Source organism: Nonomuraea sp. NPDC005650, assembly GCF_040605375.1.
Taxonomy (GTDB): domain Bacteria; phylum Actinomycetota; class Actinomycetes; order Streptosporangiales; family Streptosporangiaceae; genus Nonomuraea.
This window is the reverse complement of sequence record NZ_JBEXCR010000028.1, coordinates 66246-84078: the sequence shown is the minus strand read 5'-3', so window position 1 is coordinate 84078 and position 17833 is coordinate 66246. Positions and strand designations below refer to the sequence as shown.

The 17833-nt window shown below is 72.6% G+C and carries 11 protein-coding genes; 5 read left to right on the top strand and 6 right to left on the bottom strand.

Annotation, left to right across the window (positions count from 1 at the left end):
• Positions 1–163 precede the first annotated feature (163 nt).
• Positions 164–3235 carry a BTAD domain-containing putative transcriptional regulator gene (locus ABZS69_RS40520; RefSeq protein WP_355381654.1) on the top strand — a complete coding sequence of 1024 codons (3072 nt, stop codon included), beginning with the start codon at positions 164–166 and terminating at the stop codon, positions 3233–3235.
• Positions 3236–3238: 3 nt separating this feature from the next.
• Here the strand turns inward: ABZS69_RS40520 and ABZS69_RS40515 are convergent, their stop codons facing one another.
• Genes ABZS69_RS40515 through ABZS69_RS40490 form a run of 6 tightly spaced genes read right to left on the bottom strand, consistent with a single transcriptional unit; the run spans position 3239 to position 7680 of the window.
• A complete protein-coding gene (locus ABZS69_RS40515) occupies positions 3239–3388 on the bottom strand; it encodes a hypothetical protein (protein ID WP_355381652.1) in 150 nt (49 codons plus the stop codon).
• 11 nt (positions 3389–3399) lie between these two features.
• Positions 3400–4686, bottom strand: a complete 1287-nt coding sequence (locus ABZS69_RS40510; RefSeq protein WP_355381650.1) for a Zn-dependent hydrolase — start codon at positions 4684–4686, stop codon at positions 3400–3402.
• A gap of 26 nt (positions 4687–4712) precedes the next feature.
• Positions 4713–4943 carry an MbtH family NRPS accessory protein gene (locus tag ABZS69_RS40505; RefSeq protein ID WP_355381648.1) on the bottom strand — a complete coding sequence of 77 codons (231 nt, stop codon included), beginning with the start codon at positions 4941–4943 and terminating at the stop codon, positions 4713–4715.
• Positions 4891–5649 carry an alpha/beta fold hydrolase gene (locus ABZS69_RS40500; RefSeq protein WP_355381646.1) on the bottom strand — a complete coding sequence of 253 codons (759 nt, stop codon included), beginning with the start codon at positions 5647–5649 and terminating at the stop codon, positions 4891–4893. Before ABZS69_RS40500 ends, ABZS69_RS40505 begins: the two co-directional genes overlap by 53 nt.
• Positions 5627–7075: a condensation domain-containing protein gene (locus tag ABZS69_RS40495; protein ID WP_355381644.1), complete on the bottom strand. Its 1449-nt coding sequence runs from the start codon at positions 7073–7075 to the stop codon at positions 5627–5629. Before ABZS69_RS40495 ends, ABZS69_RS40500 begins: the two co-directional genes overlap by 23 nt.
• Positions 7072–7680: a TIGR00730 family Rossman fold protein gene (locus tag ABZS69_RS40490; protein WP_355381642.1), complete on the bottom strand. Its 609-nt coding sequence runs from the start codon at positions 7678–7680 to the stop codon at positions 7072–7074. The genes ABZS69_RS40495 and ABZS69_RS40490 overlap by 4 nt, the downstream gene beginning before the upstream one ends.
• Positions 7681–7868: 188 nt before the next feature.
• Here ABZS69_RS40490 and ABZS69_RS40485 point away from each other — a divergent pair, with 188 nt between their 5' ends.
• The 4 genes from ABZS69_RS40485 to ABZS69_RS40470 are packed head-to-tail and all read left to right on the top strand — an operon-like array spanning position 7869 to position 17828.
• On the top strand, positions 7869–12074 hold the full coding sequence (locus ABZS69_RS40485) for an SDR family NAD(P)-dependent oxidoreductase (protein ID WP_355381640.1): 4206 nt from the start codon (positions 7869–7871) through the stop codon (positions 12072–12074).
• Positions 12071–13765, top strand: a complete 1695-nt coding sequence (locus tag ABZS69_RS40480; RefSeq protein ID WP_355381638.1) for a fatty acyl-AMP ligase — start codon at positions 12071–12073, stop codon at positions 13763–13765. The genes ABZS69_RS40485 and ABZS69_RS40480 overlap by 4 nt, the downstream gene beginning before the upstream one ends.
• On the top strand, positions 13762–16422 hold the full coding sequence (locus ABZS69_RS40475; RefSeq protein ID WP_355381636.1) for a beta-ketoacyl synthase N-terminal-like domain-containing protein: 2661 nt from the start codon (positions 13762–13764) through the stop codon (positions 16420–16422). Before ABZS69_RS40480 ends, ABZS69_RS40475 begins: the two co-directional genes overlap by 4 nt.
• Entirely contained in the window at positions 16419–17828 is a 1410-nt protein-coding gene (locus ABZS69_RS40470) for an amino acid adenylation domain-containing protein (protein WP_355381634.1), read from the top strand. The genes ABZS69_RS40475 and ABZS69_RS40470 overlap by 4 nt, the downstream gene beginning before the upstream one ends.
• Positions 17829–17833: the final 5 nt, after the last annotated feature.

The window sequence follows — 17833 nt, the reverse complement described above, 5'->3', positions numbered from 1 at the left end:
CCGGAGCCCTCTCCGCGTGTCAAGCCTTCCCGAACCCTTGTGTGAGAGGAACGACATGCTGAAAAGGCGCTTAGCACTCGCGAATTCGAGGATTTTTGAAGCGCGGATCAATCATGCCGACAAGGAAAAGACTGAAGTACCATCCACTGGAGAGGCACCCTCAATGGCTGAACGGCTGTCCTTTCGCGTCCTCGGGCCACTGGAGGTGCTCGCCGGCGAAGGCCGGGTGAGCATGGGCGGGGCGCGGCAGCGGGTCATTCTGGCGATGCTCCTGCTCAACTCGGGGCAAGTCATCTCGATTGACCGGATTGCCGAGGCCGTGTGGGGTGATCGACCGCCCCCAACCGCCCGCCGCCAGGTCGTGATCTGCGTTTCCGGCCTGCGACGCATCCTCGCCGAGGTGAGCGCCCAGGAAGAGCTGATCCGCACCACCGCACCCGGTTACGCCTTCCAAGCCGATCCCGAGCAACTCGACCTGGAAGTCGCTGCCCGGCTGGCGGCCGAAGCGCGGGCGGCGCAGGACAGTGGCGACCTGGCGGCCGCGGCCCGGCTGTTCCAGGAGGCGTGCGGGCTGTGGCGCGGGCCGGTCCTGCCCGACATCGACAGCAGGCTGATCGAGTCGATCGTGCGCCGGGTCGAGGACAAGCGCCTGACCTGGACCGAGGAGCGGGGACAGCTCGAACTCGCCCTGGGGCGGCATCGGGAGATGATCGACGACTGGGCGGCCCTGGTCGGCGCCAATCCGCTGCGGGAGCGGCTGCGAGCCCAGCTCATGCTCGCCTACTACCGCAGCGGGAGGAGGGCCGAGGCACTGGCCTCCTACCGCGAGGGCTACGGGCTTCTCGCGGAGGAGCTCGGCATCGAGCCCGCGCACGAGTTACGCAACCTGCACGACTCGATGCTGCGCGGCGACCTCGAGCTCGACACCGTCCCCGTGTCGGCCGGCGAGGCCCCGGCCCCCGCGCCCTTCATACCTTCGGTGCCCGCGCAGCTCCCTGCGGACGTCCCGCACTTCACGGGTAGGGTGGTGGAGCTGGCCGCGCTTGACGCCCTCGTGGTCGAGCGGCTCGACCAGGGAGTGCTCACGGCCATCCTGATCACGGGCGTGGGCGGGGTGGGCAAGACCGGCCTGGCCGTGCACTGGGCGCACCGGATGGCGGCGTCCTTTCCCGAAGGGCAGCTGTTCGTGGATCTGCGCGGCTACGACCCCGACGCGGAACCGCTGCCCGCGGGTACGGCCATCGACCGCTTCCTGCGGGCGCTCGGGATCGGCGGCGAGCGCATTCCCGAGGACCTAGACGAGCGGGCCGCCCTGTTGCGTACCGTGATCGGCAGGAAGCGGATGATGATGCTGCTCGACAACGCCAGGACGATCGACCAGGTGCGGCTGCTGTTACCGGGCTCGCCGTCCTGCTGCGTGATCGTGACCAGCCGGGACCCGCTGGTCGAGCTGACCACGCTGGACGGAGCGGGCGTCATCCACCTGGACGTCCTGGGAGCCGATGACTCCGCCGCGCTGCTGATGCGGGTCGCCGGATCGGCGCTGATCGGGAGCGGGCAGGAGGGGTCCAGGCTGGGCGAGCTGTGCGACGGCCTGCCGCTGGCCCTGCGGATCATCGGCGCCCGGCTGAACGTGCGTTCCCGCTGGACACCGGCCCTGCTGGCCAACCGGCTTGCCGATGAGCGGCGCAGACTGGATGAGCTCAGCTATGGCCAGCTCACCGTGCGGGCCAGCTTCGCGCTGAGCTACCGCGACCTGCCGCCGCCTGCCGCGCGCCTGTTCCGGAGACTGGGCCTGATCGATGCGGCCGAGTTCGCCGCCTGGACCGGCGCGGCGGTGCTCGACGTGTCGCCGGCCGCGGCGGAGGCGCTGCTCGACCAGCTCGTGGACGCCCAGATGCTCAACGTCGTCGTCGGCGCCGAGGACGGCCGGATCCGCTACCGCTTCCATGACCTGGTCCGGCTCTTCGCCAGGGAGCGCGCGCTGGAGGAGGAGGTCGAGGAGGAGCGGCTGGCCGCGATCCAGCGGGTGCTGGGCGGCTGGCTGGCGCTGGCGGGCGACGCGCACGAACGCCAGTACGGCGGCGACTTCACCCATTTGCACAGCTCGGCGCCCCGGTGGCGGGCGCTGGGCGGCGGCGAGGTGGAGGAGCCGCTCGGCTGGTTCAGCGCGGAGCGGGCGGGCTTGATCTCCGCGATCTCACAGGCCGCCCACCTCGGCATGGCCGACTTCTGCTGGGACCTGGCCGTGACGACCACCACCTTCTTCGAGGCGCGAAGCTTCTTCGACGACTGGCAGGCCACGCACGAGATCGCCCTCGCTGCCTGCGAGGCCGCGGGCGACCAGCGGGGCCGCGCCGCCGTGCTGTACTCGATCGGCAGCATGTTCCTCTTCCAGCAGGTGCCGCAGAAGGCCAGGGAGCACTTCGACCACGCCCACAAGCTGTTCGAGGACCTGGGCGACGACTACGGGCGCGCGCTGGTGCTGCGCAACGCCTCGCTGCTGGACCGTATCGCCGGGCGGTCCTCCGTCGCCATGGACAACTATTCGCGAGCCGCGGACATCTTCGCCAAGGTCGGCGACCGCTTCGCGTACGCGCACGTGCTCGGCAGCATCGCCCAGATCCACCTCGACCACAGTCGGCTCGACCTGGCAGAGCCGCTGCTCGTCCAGGCGCTCGCCGCCTTCACCGACATGGACAGCGACCGTGGCCGGGCCCAGATCCTGAACCGGTTGGGCGAGCTCCTGCTGCGCCAAGACCGGCTGGACGAGGCGCACGACGCGTACCTGACCGCTCTCGACCTGACCCGGCGGCAGCAGGACACCGTTGGCCAGGCTTACGTCTTGCGCGGGCTGGCGGAGATCGACCTGCGCAAGGACGCGCCGGCGACGGCCGGGGCCCGGTTGAAGGAGGCCTTGACCATCGCGCTGGACCTGCGCGAACTGTACGCGCAGGGCCGGATCCAGAACACGCTGGGCCAGGTCAAGATGCGGACGGGCCATTACGGCGAGGCGGCGGGGCAGTTCCGCGCGGCCGCCGCCGTGTTCGCGGAGCTCGACGCCACGCCCTGGCGGCTGAGAGCGCTCCGCCTGCTCGGCGAGGCGCTCCAAGCGCAAGGCGCCCACACCGCCGCAGCCGACATCTTCCGGAGTGTCCAGATGGAAACGGGGGTCGGCGGCTCAGATGAGCACGGGTGGCCCCGTGCGCATCTGGAGCCGGAAGGGGACACCTGACGATCAGGGCCAGTGGCTGTTCTCGATGCCGTCGTCTTCGCCGATCACGATGGGACCGGCCGCGTGGGCGGCGGTGGCCACGGCGACCGCGGGGGCGGCCGCCAGGAACACCACTGCGATGATCTTCGCAGCCCAGGTAGTCCAACCGGACATACGATGCCTCTTCATGATTGAGATCCTATGGTGAGGTAAATCGGATTCTTTTCTTGGTTATTCGGTGCTTCCTGCTGTGCGTCGCGCCGCAGCACGGCCGCCAGCAGCACGTCGGCCCCAGCGGCGAGATGCTCTGGAGCCGTGTACTCCGCAGGCGCGTGGCTGACGCCCCCGCGGCTGGGCACGAAGATCATGCCGATGGGCGCGATCCGCGCGATCACCTGCGCGTCGTGCCCCGCCCCGCTGGGCAGGCCGTGACACGGCAGCCCGTACTCGGCGGCCGACTCCGCGATGAGCAGCCGCAGGTCCGGGTCGCATGCCACGGGACTGGTACGCGCACCCGCACGCACCTCGATCGCTGTCCCGGACTCCCGCCCGACCGTCCTGGCCAGCTCGCGCAGCCGGGTGACGGCCGCGTCCAGGTTCGCCGCGTCGGCGTCCCTGAATTCCACGCCAAGCCGCACCCGGCCGGGGATGACGTTCCACATGCCCGGCGACACCTCGCAGGTGCCCGTGGTGGCCCGCAGGACGACACGTTCCTCGGCGGCGATGGCGCGTGCCGCCAGGACCATCCTGCCCGCCGCCACCAGCGCGTCCGCGCGGTGCTCCATCGGCGTGGTGCCCGCGTGCCCGGCAACGCCGTCCACCGTCACCGCGACGTTCACCCGGCCGGTTATCGTCTCCACGACGCCCACCGGCACGCCGAGCCTCTCCAGCACGTCACCCTGTTCGATGTGCAGCTCGAAGTACGCCGCGACGTCCTCCGGCCGCCAGGCGCACCCGGCCAGCCCGGCCGGATCGCCGCCCACCGCCCTCAGCAGATCCCCCACGCGCCGCCCGCGCTCGTCGAACGCCGCGGCCGCGTCCTCAGGCAGGACTCCGGCGAACGCGTGCGAGCCGAGCATGCCCATCGTCCCGTAAGCGCCTTCCTCGTCGCTGAACGCGACCACGACCAGCGGATGATCCAGCTCGATGCCCTGCGCCGCCAGCGTCGCGGCCACCTCGACGCCGGCCAGGACGCCGTAGGCGCCGTCGTAGGCACCGCCGTTCACCACCGTGTCGATGTGCGAGCCGATCAGCAGCGCGGGCGCCCCGCGCCGGCGGCCAGGCCGGCGGCCGAGCAGGTTGCCCGCCGCGTCCACCTCCACCGCCAGGCCGGCCTCGGTCATCAGCCCGCTGACGTAGGAGCGGCCCTCGACGTCCTCTGGCGAGAAGGCGAGTCTGCTCACGCCGCCGTCCGCGGTCGCGCCGATGGACCTGAGCCGGTCCAGATGGCTGGACAGGCGGCTCGCGTCCACGCGGAGAGGCGAGATCGGCGCCGCGGTCATGAGGCGCGTAGCGACTTGGGTCGCATGTCGGTCCACGTCCTGTCGATGTACGCCAGGCAGTTCTCCTTGTCGCCGATGACCCCGGCGTTGGTCCACCCGGCCGGGAGGGGCCGGCCCTCGGGCCAGATGGAGTACTGCTCCTCGTGGTTGACCACGACGGTGTAGGTGTCCAAATCAGACCTCCAGATCGTCGATGATGTGGCTGAGCAGGTCGGCTTGGCGGTCATGTAGGAAGAAGTGGCCGCCGGACAGGACGCGAAGCCCGAACCCCGCGCTGGTGTGACGGGCCCAGCCGCGAGCCTTGTCGGGTGGCGCCAGGTCGTCGGCGTCTCCCGCGTACGCGTGGATCGGGAACGGCAGCGCCGCCTCCAGGGCCGGCTCGTACGAGTCGGCCACCTCCAGATCGGCCCGCAGCCTCGGGAGCACGGTCCGCAGCAGCCGGGGGTCGTGCAGCGGCGAGTCCCGCTCTCCGGACAGACGCAGGGTCCTGTCGATCACCTCGGCGTCGGTCATCGAGCGCACGTCGCCGCTCCGCGGTGTGTCCGGCGGGAGCGCGGCCGCCGCGAGTAACCCGGATGGCTGGACCGCGCCCCGCCGCCGGAGCTCCCTGACGAGCTCGAACGCCACCCAGGCGCCCATGCTGTAGCCGAACAGCGCATAAGGGCGGTCCAGCAAGGGAGCGAGCGCGTCTGCCAGCTCCGGCACCAGGGCGCCCATCCGGGTGCGGGGCGTTTCCCTGAAGCGGCGCTCCCGGCCAGGCAGGTGCACCGGGATCGCCTCGACCGCCGGTGGCAGCAGAACTGCCCACTGCTGGTACTCCACGGATCCGCCGCCGGCGTACGGCAGGCAGATCAGCCGCATCGCCGCGTCGGGCCGAGGCCGGGGCCGGCTCGTCCACCTCGTGTCCTGCTCAAGCGCGGGCAAGGCGATCACCACCCACCACCACGCGGACGGGGCCGTCCGGGTCGGCCGTCACCAGGTCGATCACCCTCAGGTACCGTTCGGCCAGGCCTGCGACCGTCGCCGTGTCGAACAGGTCGGTGTTGTATCTGAACACGCCCGAGATCTCGGTCCCGGCGACGATGAACTCCGCCTCCAGGTCGAAGCAGACGGTCCCCTGGTGCAGGGGGAAGGACGAGAGGGTGAGCGCCCCCAGCTCCAGCAGGACGCCGCGTTCGCTCTCGGCGGGAGCGCCCAGCGGGGAGGCGGCCTCGCCGCCCACCTCCGTTCGTGTGAGCGTCCCCCGGTGCGAGGAGCGCAGGGTGAACGCCACGTCGAACAGAGGGGACCTGCTCGGGTCGCGGGGCACCGGCAGCCGCTCCACCAGCAGCGGGAACGGGTAGTCCTGGTGCGCGAGCGCCTCCAGCACGCTCGCGCGGCAGCGGTGCTGGATCTCGCGGAAACCCGCGCCGCCGCCGATGTCGGCCTTGAGTACGACGGCGTTGACGAAGTCACCGACCACCGAGGCGAACTCCTGGTGGCTGCGCCCCGCTGCCCAGGTGCCCAGCAGGAAACGGTCCTGCTCCGCGGTCACGCCGAGCAGGACCTGGAAGGCGGCCAGCAGCGTCGTGTAGACCGTCGTGTCGCTCGCGCCGGCGAGGCGCGCGACCGCGGCGGAGCGGGCCTCGCCCAGGCTGAAGGCGTGCGCGTCGCCGTTGAAACCCTGCAGGGCGGGCCGGGGCCGATCGGTCGGCAGCGCCAGCGGAGCCGGCGGCTCGCGGAGCGTACGCTGCCAGTACTCCTTCATGCGCCTGCCCTCGGCGCTCGCCACCAAGGCGGCCTGCCAGGCGACGAAGTCGGCGTACGTGACGGTCGGCACGCCTCCCGGGGGGCGCTCACCGGCCGCGTACGCGGTATACGCGTGGCCCAGTTCCTCCATGATCTGGAAGATCGACCAGCCGTCGATCGCGATGTGGTGACTGCTCCAGAGCAGCACCGGCCGCCCGGCGGGGCGGCGTACCACCAGCACCCGCAGCAGCGGGCCGGAGGCCAGGTCGAACCGCCTGGCGGCCTCGCGGGTGAGCAGGAGCCCCACATCCGCGTCCCGCTCCACGTCCACGACGCGGAACTCCAGCTTGGCCTCGGCGTCGACATGCTGGAGCGGGATGCCCCTGATGGGAACGTATCGCGTGCGCAGGATCGCGTGCCGCGCCACCAGCCACTCGAACGCGCGGCGCAGGGCGTCGAGGTCGGGCCGGCCGTGGACGGCCCACGCGAACGACACGTTGTAGGCGATGCTCGCCTCCGGCCTGAGCTGGTCCATGAACCACATGGCCTGCTGGCCGTACGACAGCGGGAAGGGCGCCATGCCGGAGCTCATCAGGCGGGCCAGCAGGGACCGCCGGTCCCGGCCGGTCACGGCGTCGTCCTGATCATGGTCTCGATCAGGTCGAGCGCGTCCTCGGCGGTGTCCACCGCGCGGAACAGCGGTTGCTCTCTCGGCGCGATCAGGTGGAAGTCCTGCAGGGTCGCGACGAGGCCGAGGAAGTGGTCCCAGACGCCCTCGACGTTCACGACCACCAGCGGCTTGGCCGACACGTCCAGGTACGCCGCGGAGATCACCTCAAGGATCTCATCCAGCGTGCCGTACCCACCGGGCAGCGCCAGGAAGGCGTCGGCGCTGTGCAGCATGAGCTCTTTGCGCCGGTTGAGCGAGTCCGTGAGGTGGGTCTCCTGGGCCGGCGCGGAGATGCCGAGCTCGCGCTCGTAGAGGAACTTGGGAATGATCCCCCTGATCGCTGCGCCCGTCTCCGCGGCGGCCCAGGCCACTTCGCCCATCAGACCGGACCCGCCGCCGCCGTACACCAGGCGGTGGCCGCGCTCGCCGATGAGCCGCCCCGTTGCCCTGGCCGTGTCCACGATGGCCGGGGAGTTGCTCCTGCCCGCGCCGCAGAAGACGCAGATCGACAGCGAACCGGCTCCCTGGCTGGCGCCGTGGCCCTGCTGAAGGATGGTCGAGGTCATGATTGGTCTCCTTCGGCGTAGATGAGAGCCGACCTTCGCATCTCTGAGGCAGGACGATCCCGCATGGGACAGCTCGCCGGTATTCGTCGCCTGGCTAGGGTTGGTGGCCCGGCCCAGACTTTCGAATAGGTCATGATCGAGCCTTGGGGCGGGGGACGTGCCGGTCTCGTGCGGCGATGCTCTTCGCCATGAACCCTGTGGTCTTCGTCTTCCCCGGCCAGGGAGCGCAATGGCCTGGCATGGGCGCCGCCCTGCTGGCGCGCGAGCCGGTCTTCGCCGCGGCCGTTGAAGAGTGTGAAAGCGCGTTGCGCCCGCACGTCGGCTGGCCCCTCGCGCGGACGCTGTCGGGCGATGCCCCGCTGGACCGGGTCGACGTCATCCAGCCCGCGCTCTTCGGTCTGCAGGTCGGGCTCGCCAGGCTCTGGCGCTCCCGGGGCATCGAGCCGGCCGCGGTTGTCGGCCACAGCCTGGGAGAGGTGGCGGCCGCGCACGTGGCGGGGGCGCTGAGCCTGGAGGACGCGGCCCGGGTGGTCGCCGTACGCAGCCGGTTGTTCCGCAAGGTCACGGGCGCGGGGGCGATGGCGCTCGTCGGGCTCGGCTGGGCGGAGGCCACCGCGGTGGTCGCCGAGCAGCGGGGCCGGATCAGCCTCGCTGCGGGTAACGCCCCGGGCTCGACCGTGGTCACTGGCGATCAGGAGGCCGTGCACGAGCTGGTCGAGCGTCTGCGCTGGGAGGACGTGTTCTGCCGGCTGGTCGACGTCGACATGGCCGCGCACAGCCACCACGTCGACCCCCTGCTGCCCGAGCTGGCCGCCGAGCTGGCCGGGCTGTGTCCGGCCGCCCCGCAGATCCCGCTGTGGTCCACTGTCACCGGACGTCGTGACCCGGTCGTCGACGCCGCCTACTGGTGCAGGAACCTGCGCGAGCCCGTGCTCTTCTGGCCGGTGCTCCAGCAGTTGCTGGTCGCGGGACACGACATGTTCGTCGAGCTCAGCCCGCACCCCACGCTGATCACCGGACTGCAGGGGCCGCAGGCGCGCACTCCGGGAGGGGCGGCGCCGCTCATGCTGGCGTCGATGCGTAAGCAGGCGCCTGAGGCCTTCGCCGATTCGCTGGCCGAGCTGCGCGCGGTGCACCTGTCCCCGGCCGGTTTCCTGGCCGGCCACCAGGTCGAGAAGCAGGCGATCTTCCCCGGCGCGGGATATCTGGCGGCGGCGCTGGCGGAATCGGAGGCTGTGGTCGCAGTGGAGTTCCGCGCGCCGCTGGCCGTACGGGCCGGTCAGCGGTTGCGCACGGACACCGACGGCGAGCGGATCACGTTCACGGTGGACGGCAAGGTCCACGCGACCGCGTCGCGCGGCCAGACCGGCGCCGCGGCGCCGATCGACCTGGCCGAGGTCGGGGCCAGGTGCCCTGCCCGCGTCGATGTGGACGGGCTGTACCGTTCCTTCGCCGCCAGGGGCGTGGACTATGGTCCGGCTTTCCGCCTCCTGGCCGAGGTCGGCCTGGGCGTGGGGGAGACCCTGGTCCGGTTGGCCCCGCCCGGTCCCGCCGCTCTTCGACCCGAGGAGCCGTACCGGATGGAGACGCCGGTGCTCGACGCGTGCCTGCAGGCCGCCGCTCCCTTGCTGCCCGACGGGGACGACCTCTACCTGCCGCACCGTGTCGGCCGGGTGTGGGCGTCAGGCGAGATCGGGCAGGCGAGGTGGGCGCACGCCCGGCGGCGGACCGATCCCGTCGACGGCGGGATCGAGTTCGACATCGACGCCTCCGACGAGGACGGCGCGGTCGTTCTGAGCCTGCGCGGCGTGGAACTGCGCCGCCTGCGACGCGCCAGGAAGAGCGACCGCTGGCTCTACGCCGCCAGGTGGGTGCCGGTGGGCACGGTTGACGGGGCGGAGCCCGCCGACGGGCAGATCTACCGGCACAGCCCCGGCGACGGGCTGGAGACCGCGCTGGCCCAGCTCCTGGAGCTGACCAGGAAGCTGGCCGCGGAGCCGGAGCCTCGCAGGCTGTGGGTGGTGACCCGCTCCGGGCAGTCCGTGCTGCCGGGAGAGCAGGGAGACCCGGTCGCCGCGGCCCTGTGGGGCATGGCGCGGACCATCCGTTACGAGTATCCCGAACTGCGCTGCACCATGGTCGACCTGGATACAGATGAGCAGCCCGCCAGGTGGAAGCTGCCCGGCGAAGACGAGGTGGCCTTCCGCGACGGCCGCGCCTACGCGTTCAGGCTGACCCCGGTGCTCCCGCTGCCCGACGGGCCCTACCAGGTGCGCCAGGACGGGGCCGGCGACCTGGATGACCTCGTCCTCGCCCCGTGCCTTCCGGCGGAGCCCGGCCCAGGACAGGTCCAGATCAAGGTGCACGCGGCCGGACTCAACTTCAACGACGTGCTGCGCGCCCTCGGCATGCTGGGCGACAGGGAGGGGGCGCAGAGCTTCGGCCTGGAGTGCGCGGGCGAGATCACGGCCGTGGGCGAGGGTGTCCCCGGTCTGGTCCCCGGTGCCCGGGTGGTCGCCGCCGTGCCGGCACCGGAGGCGATGTCATCGCTGGTCACCGTGGACGCCCGGCTGGTGGCCGAGCTCCCCGGTGACCTCGGCCCCACCGCCGCCGCGGCCCTCCCCGCCGCGTACACCACCGTGCTGTACGGGATGGAGCGGCTGGCGGGACTGGCGGCGGGCGACCGGGTGCTGATTCACAGCGCGGCGGGCGGCGTCGGCCTGGCCGCCGTGCACCTGGCCCGGCGGGCTGGAGCCGAGATCATCACGACGGCCGGTTCGGAACGTAAGCGGGACTGGCTGCGGCAGCAGGGCATCCGCCACGTCTTCGACTCCCGCTCGCTCGACTTCGCCGGCCAGGTTCTGGACGCCACCGGCGGCGAGGGCGTGGACATGGTGGTCAACAGCCTGGCAGGAGCGGCCGTGGACGCGGGACTGCGGGTCCTGGCCCCCTTCGGCCGCTTCGTGGAGCTCGGCAAGCGCGACATCGCCGAGAACCGGCCTCTGCCACAGGCGCCCTTCGCCAAGAGCCTGTCCTTTCACGCGGTCGAGGCGGCGCTCCTGCCCGTCCACCGCCCCGAGCTGGCCGGAGGGCTGCTCCGCGAGGCCGTCGACGCGGTCGTCAGGGGAGAGCTCCCCGCGCTCCCGACGGTCGCCTTCACCGCTCGCGAGGCGGCGCAGGCCTTCGCGTTCATGGCCTCGGCCCGGCACATCGGCAAGGTCGTGATCACCTTCGACCAACCCGAGCTGCGCCAGGACGGAACCTATCTGATCACGGGAGGGCTGGGCGGGCTCGGGCTCGCCGCCGCCGCGCAACTCACCGCGCAGGGCGCGAGGCATCTGGCGCTGCTCGGCCGCACCCCGCCAGGCCCGGACGCCGCGGAGCGGATCGCGGCGCTGAGGGCGGCGGGCGTCGAGGTGCTGGTGCTCACGGCGGACGTCGTGGAGGAGAAGTCGCTGGCCGAGGCGCTCGACGCCGTTCGTGTCCAGTGCCCGCCACTGCGTGGTGTGGTGCATGCCGCCGGCGTGCTGCGCGACCGGACCATGGCCGCCGCCGATCCCGGCGAGCTGCGCGAGGTGCTGCGTCCCAAGGTCGACGGCACGCTCAACCTGCACCGGCTCACCGCGGGCGATCCCCTGGAACTGTTCGTCCTCTACTCGTCGGCGGCCGGACTGCTCGGCTCGCCGGGGCAGGCGGGTTACGCGGCGGCCAACGCCTTTCTGGACGGTTTCGCCCACTGGCGGCGCGCCCAGGGGCTGCCCGCGACCAGCGTCGGCTGGGGCCCGTGGTCGGAGGTCGGGCTCGCCGCCCGGCCGGACCGGGCGGGACGGCTGGCCGGGCTCGGCATGGGCGGCATCGACATCGGGTCGGGGGCAGAGGTGCTGGCGCGCGTGCTGGCCGAGCGGCCCGCTCAGCTCGCCGTGCTGCCCCTGGACGCCGACGCGTGGCTGGAGCACCACCCGGAGCAGCGCCACTGGTCCGTCTTCGCCGCGCTGGCCCCCCGCGAGGGCTGGGCGCCGGTGGCCGTGATCGGCCCCGATGACCTGGAGCGCGCGCTCACCGAATGGGTGGCGGGCGTGCTGCGGGTGCCCGTGGAGTCCGTCGACGCCCACACCTCTCTGGTGCGGCTCGGGCTGGACTCGCTCATGGCGGTGGAACTGCGCAACGTCGTCGAGGCCCGCCTGGGCGTGCGCCTGTCCACCGCCTCCTTCCTCGACGGGCCGACGCTCGCTGAGCTCGCCGGCCGCATCAGGGAGCAGACGGGAACCGGCCAGGCGGCCCCCGGCGACGACGCTGGAGACGCGCTGGTCCCGCGGCTGGACATGCTGTCCGACGCGCAGGTGGACGCCCTGCTCGACGAGCTACTCAACAAGCACATCGGAGGTGCGGGATGATCAAGGACCGGGCGGTGACGGCGGCGCTCCTCGCCGCGGGCGTGGAGCGGGGCGACCGTCCCGCGCTGACCTTCCTCGGCAAGGAGGGGCCGGAGGAGCTGACCTTCGCCGGGCTCGCCGCGGCCGCGCGGACGGTGGCCGCCCAGCTGGCGGCACTCGATGTCCGCGGCGAGCGGATCCTGCTGGTATGCCCCTCCTCGCTGGTGTACGCGCCGCTGTTCTATGGCGCCATGCTGGCGGGCGCGGTGCCCGTGCCGGTGTTCACGCCGTCGGTCGCGGTCTTCCGCTCCGTGTGGAACAGGATCGCCTCGATCGCGAGGGACGCCGAGGCCGCCTACGCCATCGCCCCCGGACCGGTGCCGGGTGGTGAGGCGCTGGCGGCGATTCCCGGCTTCCGCGGCTGGTTGTACGCCCCCGACCTGCTGCGGGGCGATGGAGACGCCGACTTCCCCGAGCCGGCCGCCGACAACTTGGCGTTCCTGCAGTACACCTCCGGCTCGACCGGCCACCCGAAGGGCGTCATGGTCACCCACGGCAGCCTGGCGCACAACGCGCGGGCCCTGGGCACGGCGCTCGGCGCGGGGGAGGAGACCACCACGGTCTCGTGGCTGCCGCTCTACCACGACATGGGCATCATCGGCTCGCTGGTGTCGCCGCTGACGTGGGGGGCGCACGTCGTCCTCATGTCGCCGCAGACGTTCGCGGCCCAGCCGGTGATGTGGCTGCGCGCCATCGGCGAGTACGGCGGGCGGTTCAGCACGGCGCCGAACTTCGCGTACGAGCTGTGCGTGACCAAGGTGAGCGACGACCACCTCGCCACCCTGGACCTCAGCGGCTGGTGGCACGCCACCTGCGGCGCGGAGCCCATCAGAGCGGCCACGTTGGAGCGCTTCGCCGCCCGGTTCGCCGCGACGGGATTCCGGCCGGAGTATCTCCACGCCGGGTACGGCATGGCGGAGGCCACCCTCTGCGTCTCCATCGCGCCCTGGCGGGGCGCCGCCGACGGCGTCCACGTCGGAGACCGCTCCTACATCTCTTGCGGCAGGCCGGGGATCGACACCAGGGTCGAGATCGTCGACCCGGTCACTGGCCAGGCCCTGCCCGAGGGTGAGGTCGGGGAGGTGTGGCTGTCCGGGCCGTCGGTGACCGCCGGTTACTGGCGGCGGCCCGCCGAGACGGCCGAGACCTTCCACGCCATGCTGCCCGGCGATCCCGAGCGGTTCCTGCGCACCGGAGATCTGGGGGTCCTGAGGGACGGCGGGATCGCCATCGTCGGGCGGCACAAGGACCTCATCGTCATCAACGGCGTCAACCACTATCCGCAGGACATCGAGGAGACCGTGGAAGGCGTGCACCCAGCGCTGCGCGACGGCTGCGGGGCCGCGTTCGCGGTGGAGCCCGCGGCCGGGGCCTCCAGGGCGGAGGCCGCGGTCGTGGTCTGCGAGGTCAAGTCCAAGGCCGTCGACGATCTCGAAGCGCTGATCACCGAGATCAGGTTGGCGGTGGCCAAGGAGCACGACCTGAGCCTGGAAGGGGTCTTCCTCGTTGGGCCGCGCTCCGTGCCCAAGACCACCAGTGGCAAGATCCAGCGCAAGGAGACCAGGAGCAGGCTGCTGGCCGGCGAGTTCGACGTCCTGGCGGGCTGGGCGGCGCCCGGCCTGGCCGTTCCCGAGAGGGTGTCGGCCGGATGAGCCCGGAGGAGCGCCTGACGAGCCGCCTGGCCGCCCTCATCGCCGAGCGCACCGGCGCGGACGCGGCTCACGTCGACCCCGACGTGCTGTTCATCGATTTCGGCATCGCCTCGGTCGACGCCGTGGCCCTGGCGGCGGAGCTGGGCGCGGAAGTCGGCATGGAGCTGCCGAACACCATCTTCTACGACCACCCGACGCCGCGCGCCCTCGCCCGCCACCTGGCCGTGGCGCCACCGCCAGAGCGGGAACGGCAGGTCGCACCGGTGGTCTGCGAGCCGATCGCCATCGTCGGCATCGGCTGTCGTCTGCCCGGCGCGTACGGGCCGGGACAGCTGTGGCGGCTACTGGACGACGGCGGGGACGCGGTTGGTGCTCTCCCGGAGCGGCGCCGCGCTGACCACGAGGAGTGGGACGAGCCCGGGGTGGGGGTCGGCGGTTTCCTGCCTGACGTCGAGCCGTTCGACCCGGAGTTCTTCGCGGTCAACGGCAGGGAAGCCGCCGCCATGGACCCGCAGCAGCGGCTGCTCCTGGAGGTCATGCACGAGTCCGTGCAGGACGCCGGGCTGCGCGCGAGCGACCTGGCCGGTAGCCCGACCGGCGTCTACGTGGGCATCAGCAGTAGCGACTTCCTGGTGCGCGAGTTCGGCGCAGGCCTGAGGCCGCACGGCTACGCGCCGACCGGGGTGGCGCACAGTGTCGCCGCCAACCGCCTGTCCTACGTCTTGGACCTGCGCGGCCCTTCGCTGGCCGTCGACACGGCCTGCTCGTCCTCCCTGGTCGCCGTGCACCAGGCGGTCACCGCGCTGCGGGCGGGCGACTGCGACGCGGCGCTGGTCGGCGGGGTGAACGTGATCCTCTCGCCGACGGTCGGCCGGTGCTTCCGAGCTGCCGGCGTGCTTTCCCCCGATGGGCGTTGCAAGTCCTTCGGCGCGGCGGCGGACGGCATGGGCCGCTCCGAAGGCGCCGTTGCGGTGGTGCTCCAGCGCCTGTCCGACGCGCTCGACGCAGGGAACAGGGTGTATGCGCTGATCCGCGGCGGCGCCGTCAACAGCGACGGCAGAACCAACGGGCTGATGTCGCCGAGCGCGCTCGCGCAGACCCGGTTGCTTCGGTCGGCCTGCGCCGCGGCGGGAGTCCGGCCGGAGGAGATCGACTACGTCGAGGGCCACGGCTCCGGCACGCCGCTGGGCGACCAGATGGAGCTGCGGGCGCTGTCGGAGGTTCTGGGCCGCACCGGGCGGCGGCGTGAGCTGCGCATCGGCTCGATCAAGAGCAACCTCGGGCATCTGGAGGCGGCGGCCGGGCTGGCGGGGCTGGTCAAGGTGGCTCTGGCGCTCCACCACGGCCGGCTGCCCGCCAGCCTGCACGCCGATCGCCTGGCCCAGGGGTTCGAGTGGACGGGGAGCGGCCTGGCCGTGCAGCGCCGGTCCGAGCCGTGGGACGGCCGGTTGGCTGGAGTCAGCTCGTTCGGCTTCGGAGGCACCAACGCGCACCTCGTCCTGGAGTCTGCTTCCGGCCTCGCCGAGCGGCCGGCTCGGGATCGCCGGGGGCGCCGCTACCTGCCTCTGTCCGCGCACACGCCGGAGGCGCTGCGCGAGCTGGCCGTCCGGTGGCAGTCAGCGCTGGCCGAGCCCGGCCTCGACGTGGCGGCCGCCTGCGCCACGGCGAGCGGCCGGAGGGACCACCATGCCTACCGGGTGGCGGTCAGCGGCGATGACGCCGCCGGGCTCGCCGCCGAGCTGGACCGGGCGCTCAGCGACCTGGCGGCGGTGCCGCCACACCACGCCCGGCCCGGCGGGCTGGCGTTCGTCCTCCCCGACGAGAGCTGGGACGAGGTGGTTTTGGATCTGGCGGGAGAACTGCGCCGCGCGGGCGTCCGCCCTGACCTGGTCATTGGGTACGGCGCCGGAGAACCGGCGGCGGCCTGCGTCTCCGGCGCTCTGACGCGGGCCGATGCCGCCTTCGTGGCCGGGAACCGTGAGCGGCTGCTCGCCGGGCTGCCCCAGCCGCAGGCCATGCGGCTGCGGCTGGCCGGACGCGTGGCGGAGAGGCTGTGCCGGAGGATCGATCCGAGCCTCGCCGTGGCCGCCGTGGACGGTTCGGAGAACACCACGGTGGTGGGGCCGCCCGGCCCGCTGGCCGAGCTGGCCGCCATGCTGGATGGCCAGGTGCTCACGAGCGCCCTGGGCCCCGCCTCTCCCGACCACAGCGCGCTGGCCGAGCCGGTGGCCTCCGGCTTGGCCGCAGACCTGTCCGGGCTGCCGGTCAACGCGGGGGAGACGCCGCTCGTCTCGGCGCTGACCGGCGGCCAGGTGGACGGAAGGTCGCTGGACGCCGGGCACTGGGCCCGCCATATCGTCTCGCCCACCCGGCTGGCCGACGCGCTCGGCCACGCGCTCGGCTGCGGCGTCACCACCTTCGTCGAGCTCGGCGCGGGCGCCACCGGGCCGTGGCTGCGCGCCCTGGCCGCCGGCCGGCCCGCCACTTTGGTCCGCTGCGCCGGTCCCGACGACCTGCCCGGCACGCTGGTACGCCTCTACGAGCTGGGACATGACCCGGACTGGGAGACGCTCAACCCTCCGGCGGCTGTCGTGTCCATACCCCTGCTCCCCTGGTCCCGCACGTGGACCCCGTACGCCATGGAGGCTCTCCTATGACCGTCGAGTCCGCGGCGGGCACCGTTCTTCACGAGGTGGCCGCGCAGGCCGCCAGGACGCCCGAGGCGGTCGCCGCCGTCGATCCCGCGGGATCCCTGACCTACGGCGTGCTCGCCGCCCGCGCCAACGCCGTCGCCGCCGCCTTGCGCGCGCGGGGCGTCGGCCGGGGCGACGTCGTGGCCGTCGAGCTCCCGCGCTCGGCCGACTACGTGGCCGCGGTGCTGGGGGTCTGGCAGGCGGGGGCCGTGCTCGTGCCCATCGACCGGACGCTGCCGCCCGCCCGGCTGGACCACCAGCGACGCCAGGCGGGGGTCACGGCCACACTGTCGTCCGTCCCTCCGGCGGCCGGGCCGCAGCCGCTGCACCTTGGGGACGTCAGTCCCGGCGACTGCGCCTACGTGATGTTCACGTCAGGCTCGACCGGCCGGCCGAAGGGCGTGCAGATCACGCACGCGGCACTACGCCACTGCGTCTCCACCGTCGCCGCGCTGCTCGAACCCGGGCCTGACGACAGGTACGCCGCCAACCAGACCTTCGCCTTCGACATCTCGCTGCTGGAGATGTTCCTGCCGCTGACCCGCGGCGGGGCCACGTTGGTGACCTCGGAAGCCCTGCAGGCCCACCCGGCGGAGCTCGTGCGCTGGCTGGAGTCCGAAGGCGTGACGGTGCTGCACGCCACGCCGACCGCGTGGCGCTCACTGCTGCCACATCTGACGCCGGGCAGGCCGCTGCAGGCCGTGTCGGGAGGTGAGGCGCTGATCGCGCGCCTGGTCGCCGAGCTGGCCCCGCGCACGTCCCGGATCTGGAACTTCTACGGGCCCACCGAGGTCACCGTCTGGTGCACGGCGGGTCTGATCGGCCCGGCACACGACGATCCGCTGCCGGTGGGCCGCCCCCTGGCGGGCTACCGGATCGAGCTGCTCGATCCCGACGGCCACCCCGTGCCCGAGGGCGAGCAGGGCGAGATCCACGTCGGCGGCCCCGGCCTGGCGATCGGATACGCGGGCGCACCCGACCTCACGGCGGAGCGCTTCATCGACCACCCGCGGTTCGGCCGGTTGTACCGCACCGGCGACCTGGGCCGCTGGCGGCCCGACGGCATGCTGCACTTCGGCGGGAGGGCGGACCGGCAGGTGCAGCTGCACGGCTACCGGATCGAGCTCGGCGAGATCGAGGTGGTCGCGCAGGAGCACCCCGCGGTCGACCTGGCCTCCGCCCACGTGGTGGATGGCGCGCTGCTGCTCTTCGTCCAGGGGGAGACGGCGCCACGGGCGCTGCGCCGGCACCTGGCCGCCCACCTGCCCGCCTACATGATCCCTGCGCGGATCGAGGTGCTGGCCGCCTTCCCGCTCACCCCCACCAAGAAGATCGACCGGGCCGCCCTGCTGGCGACGGCCGGCGGATAGGAGAA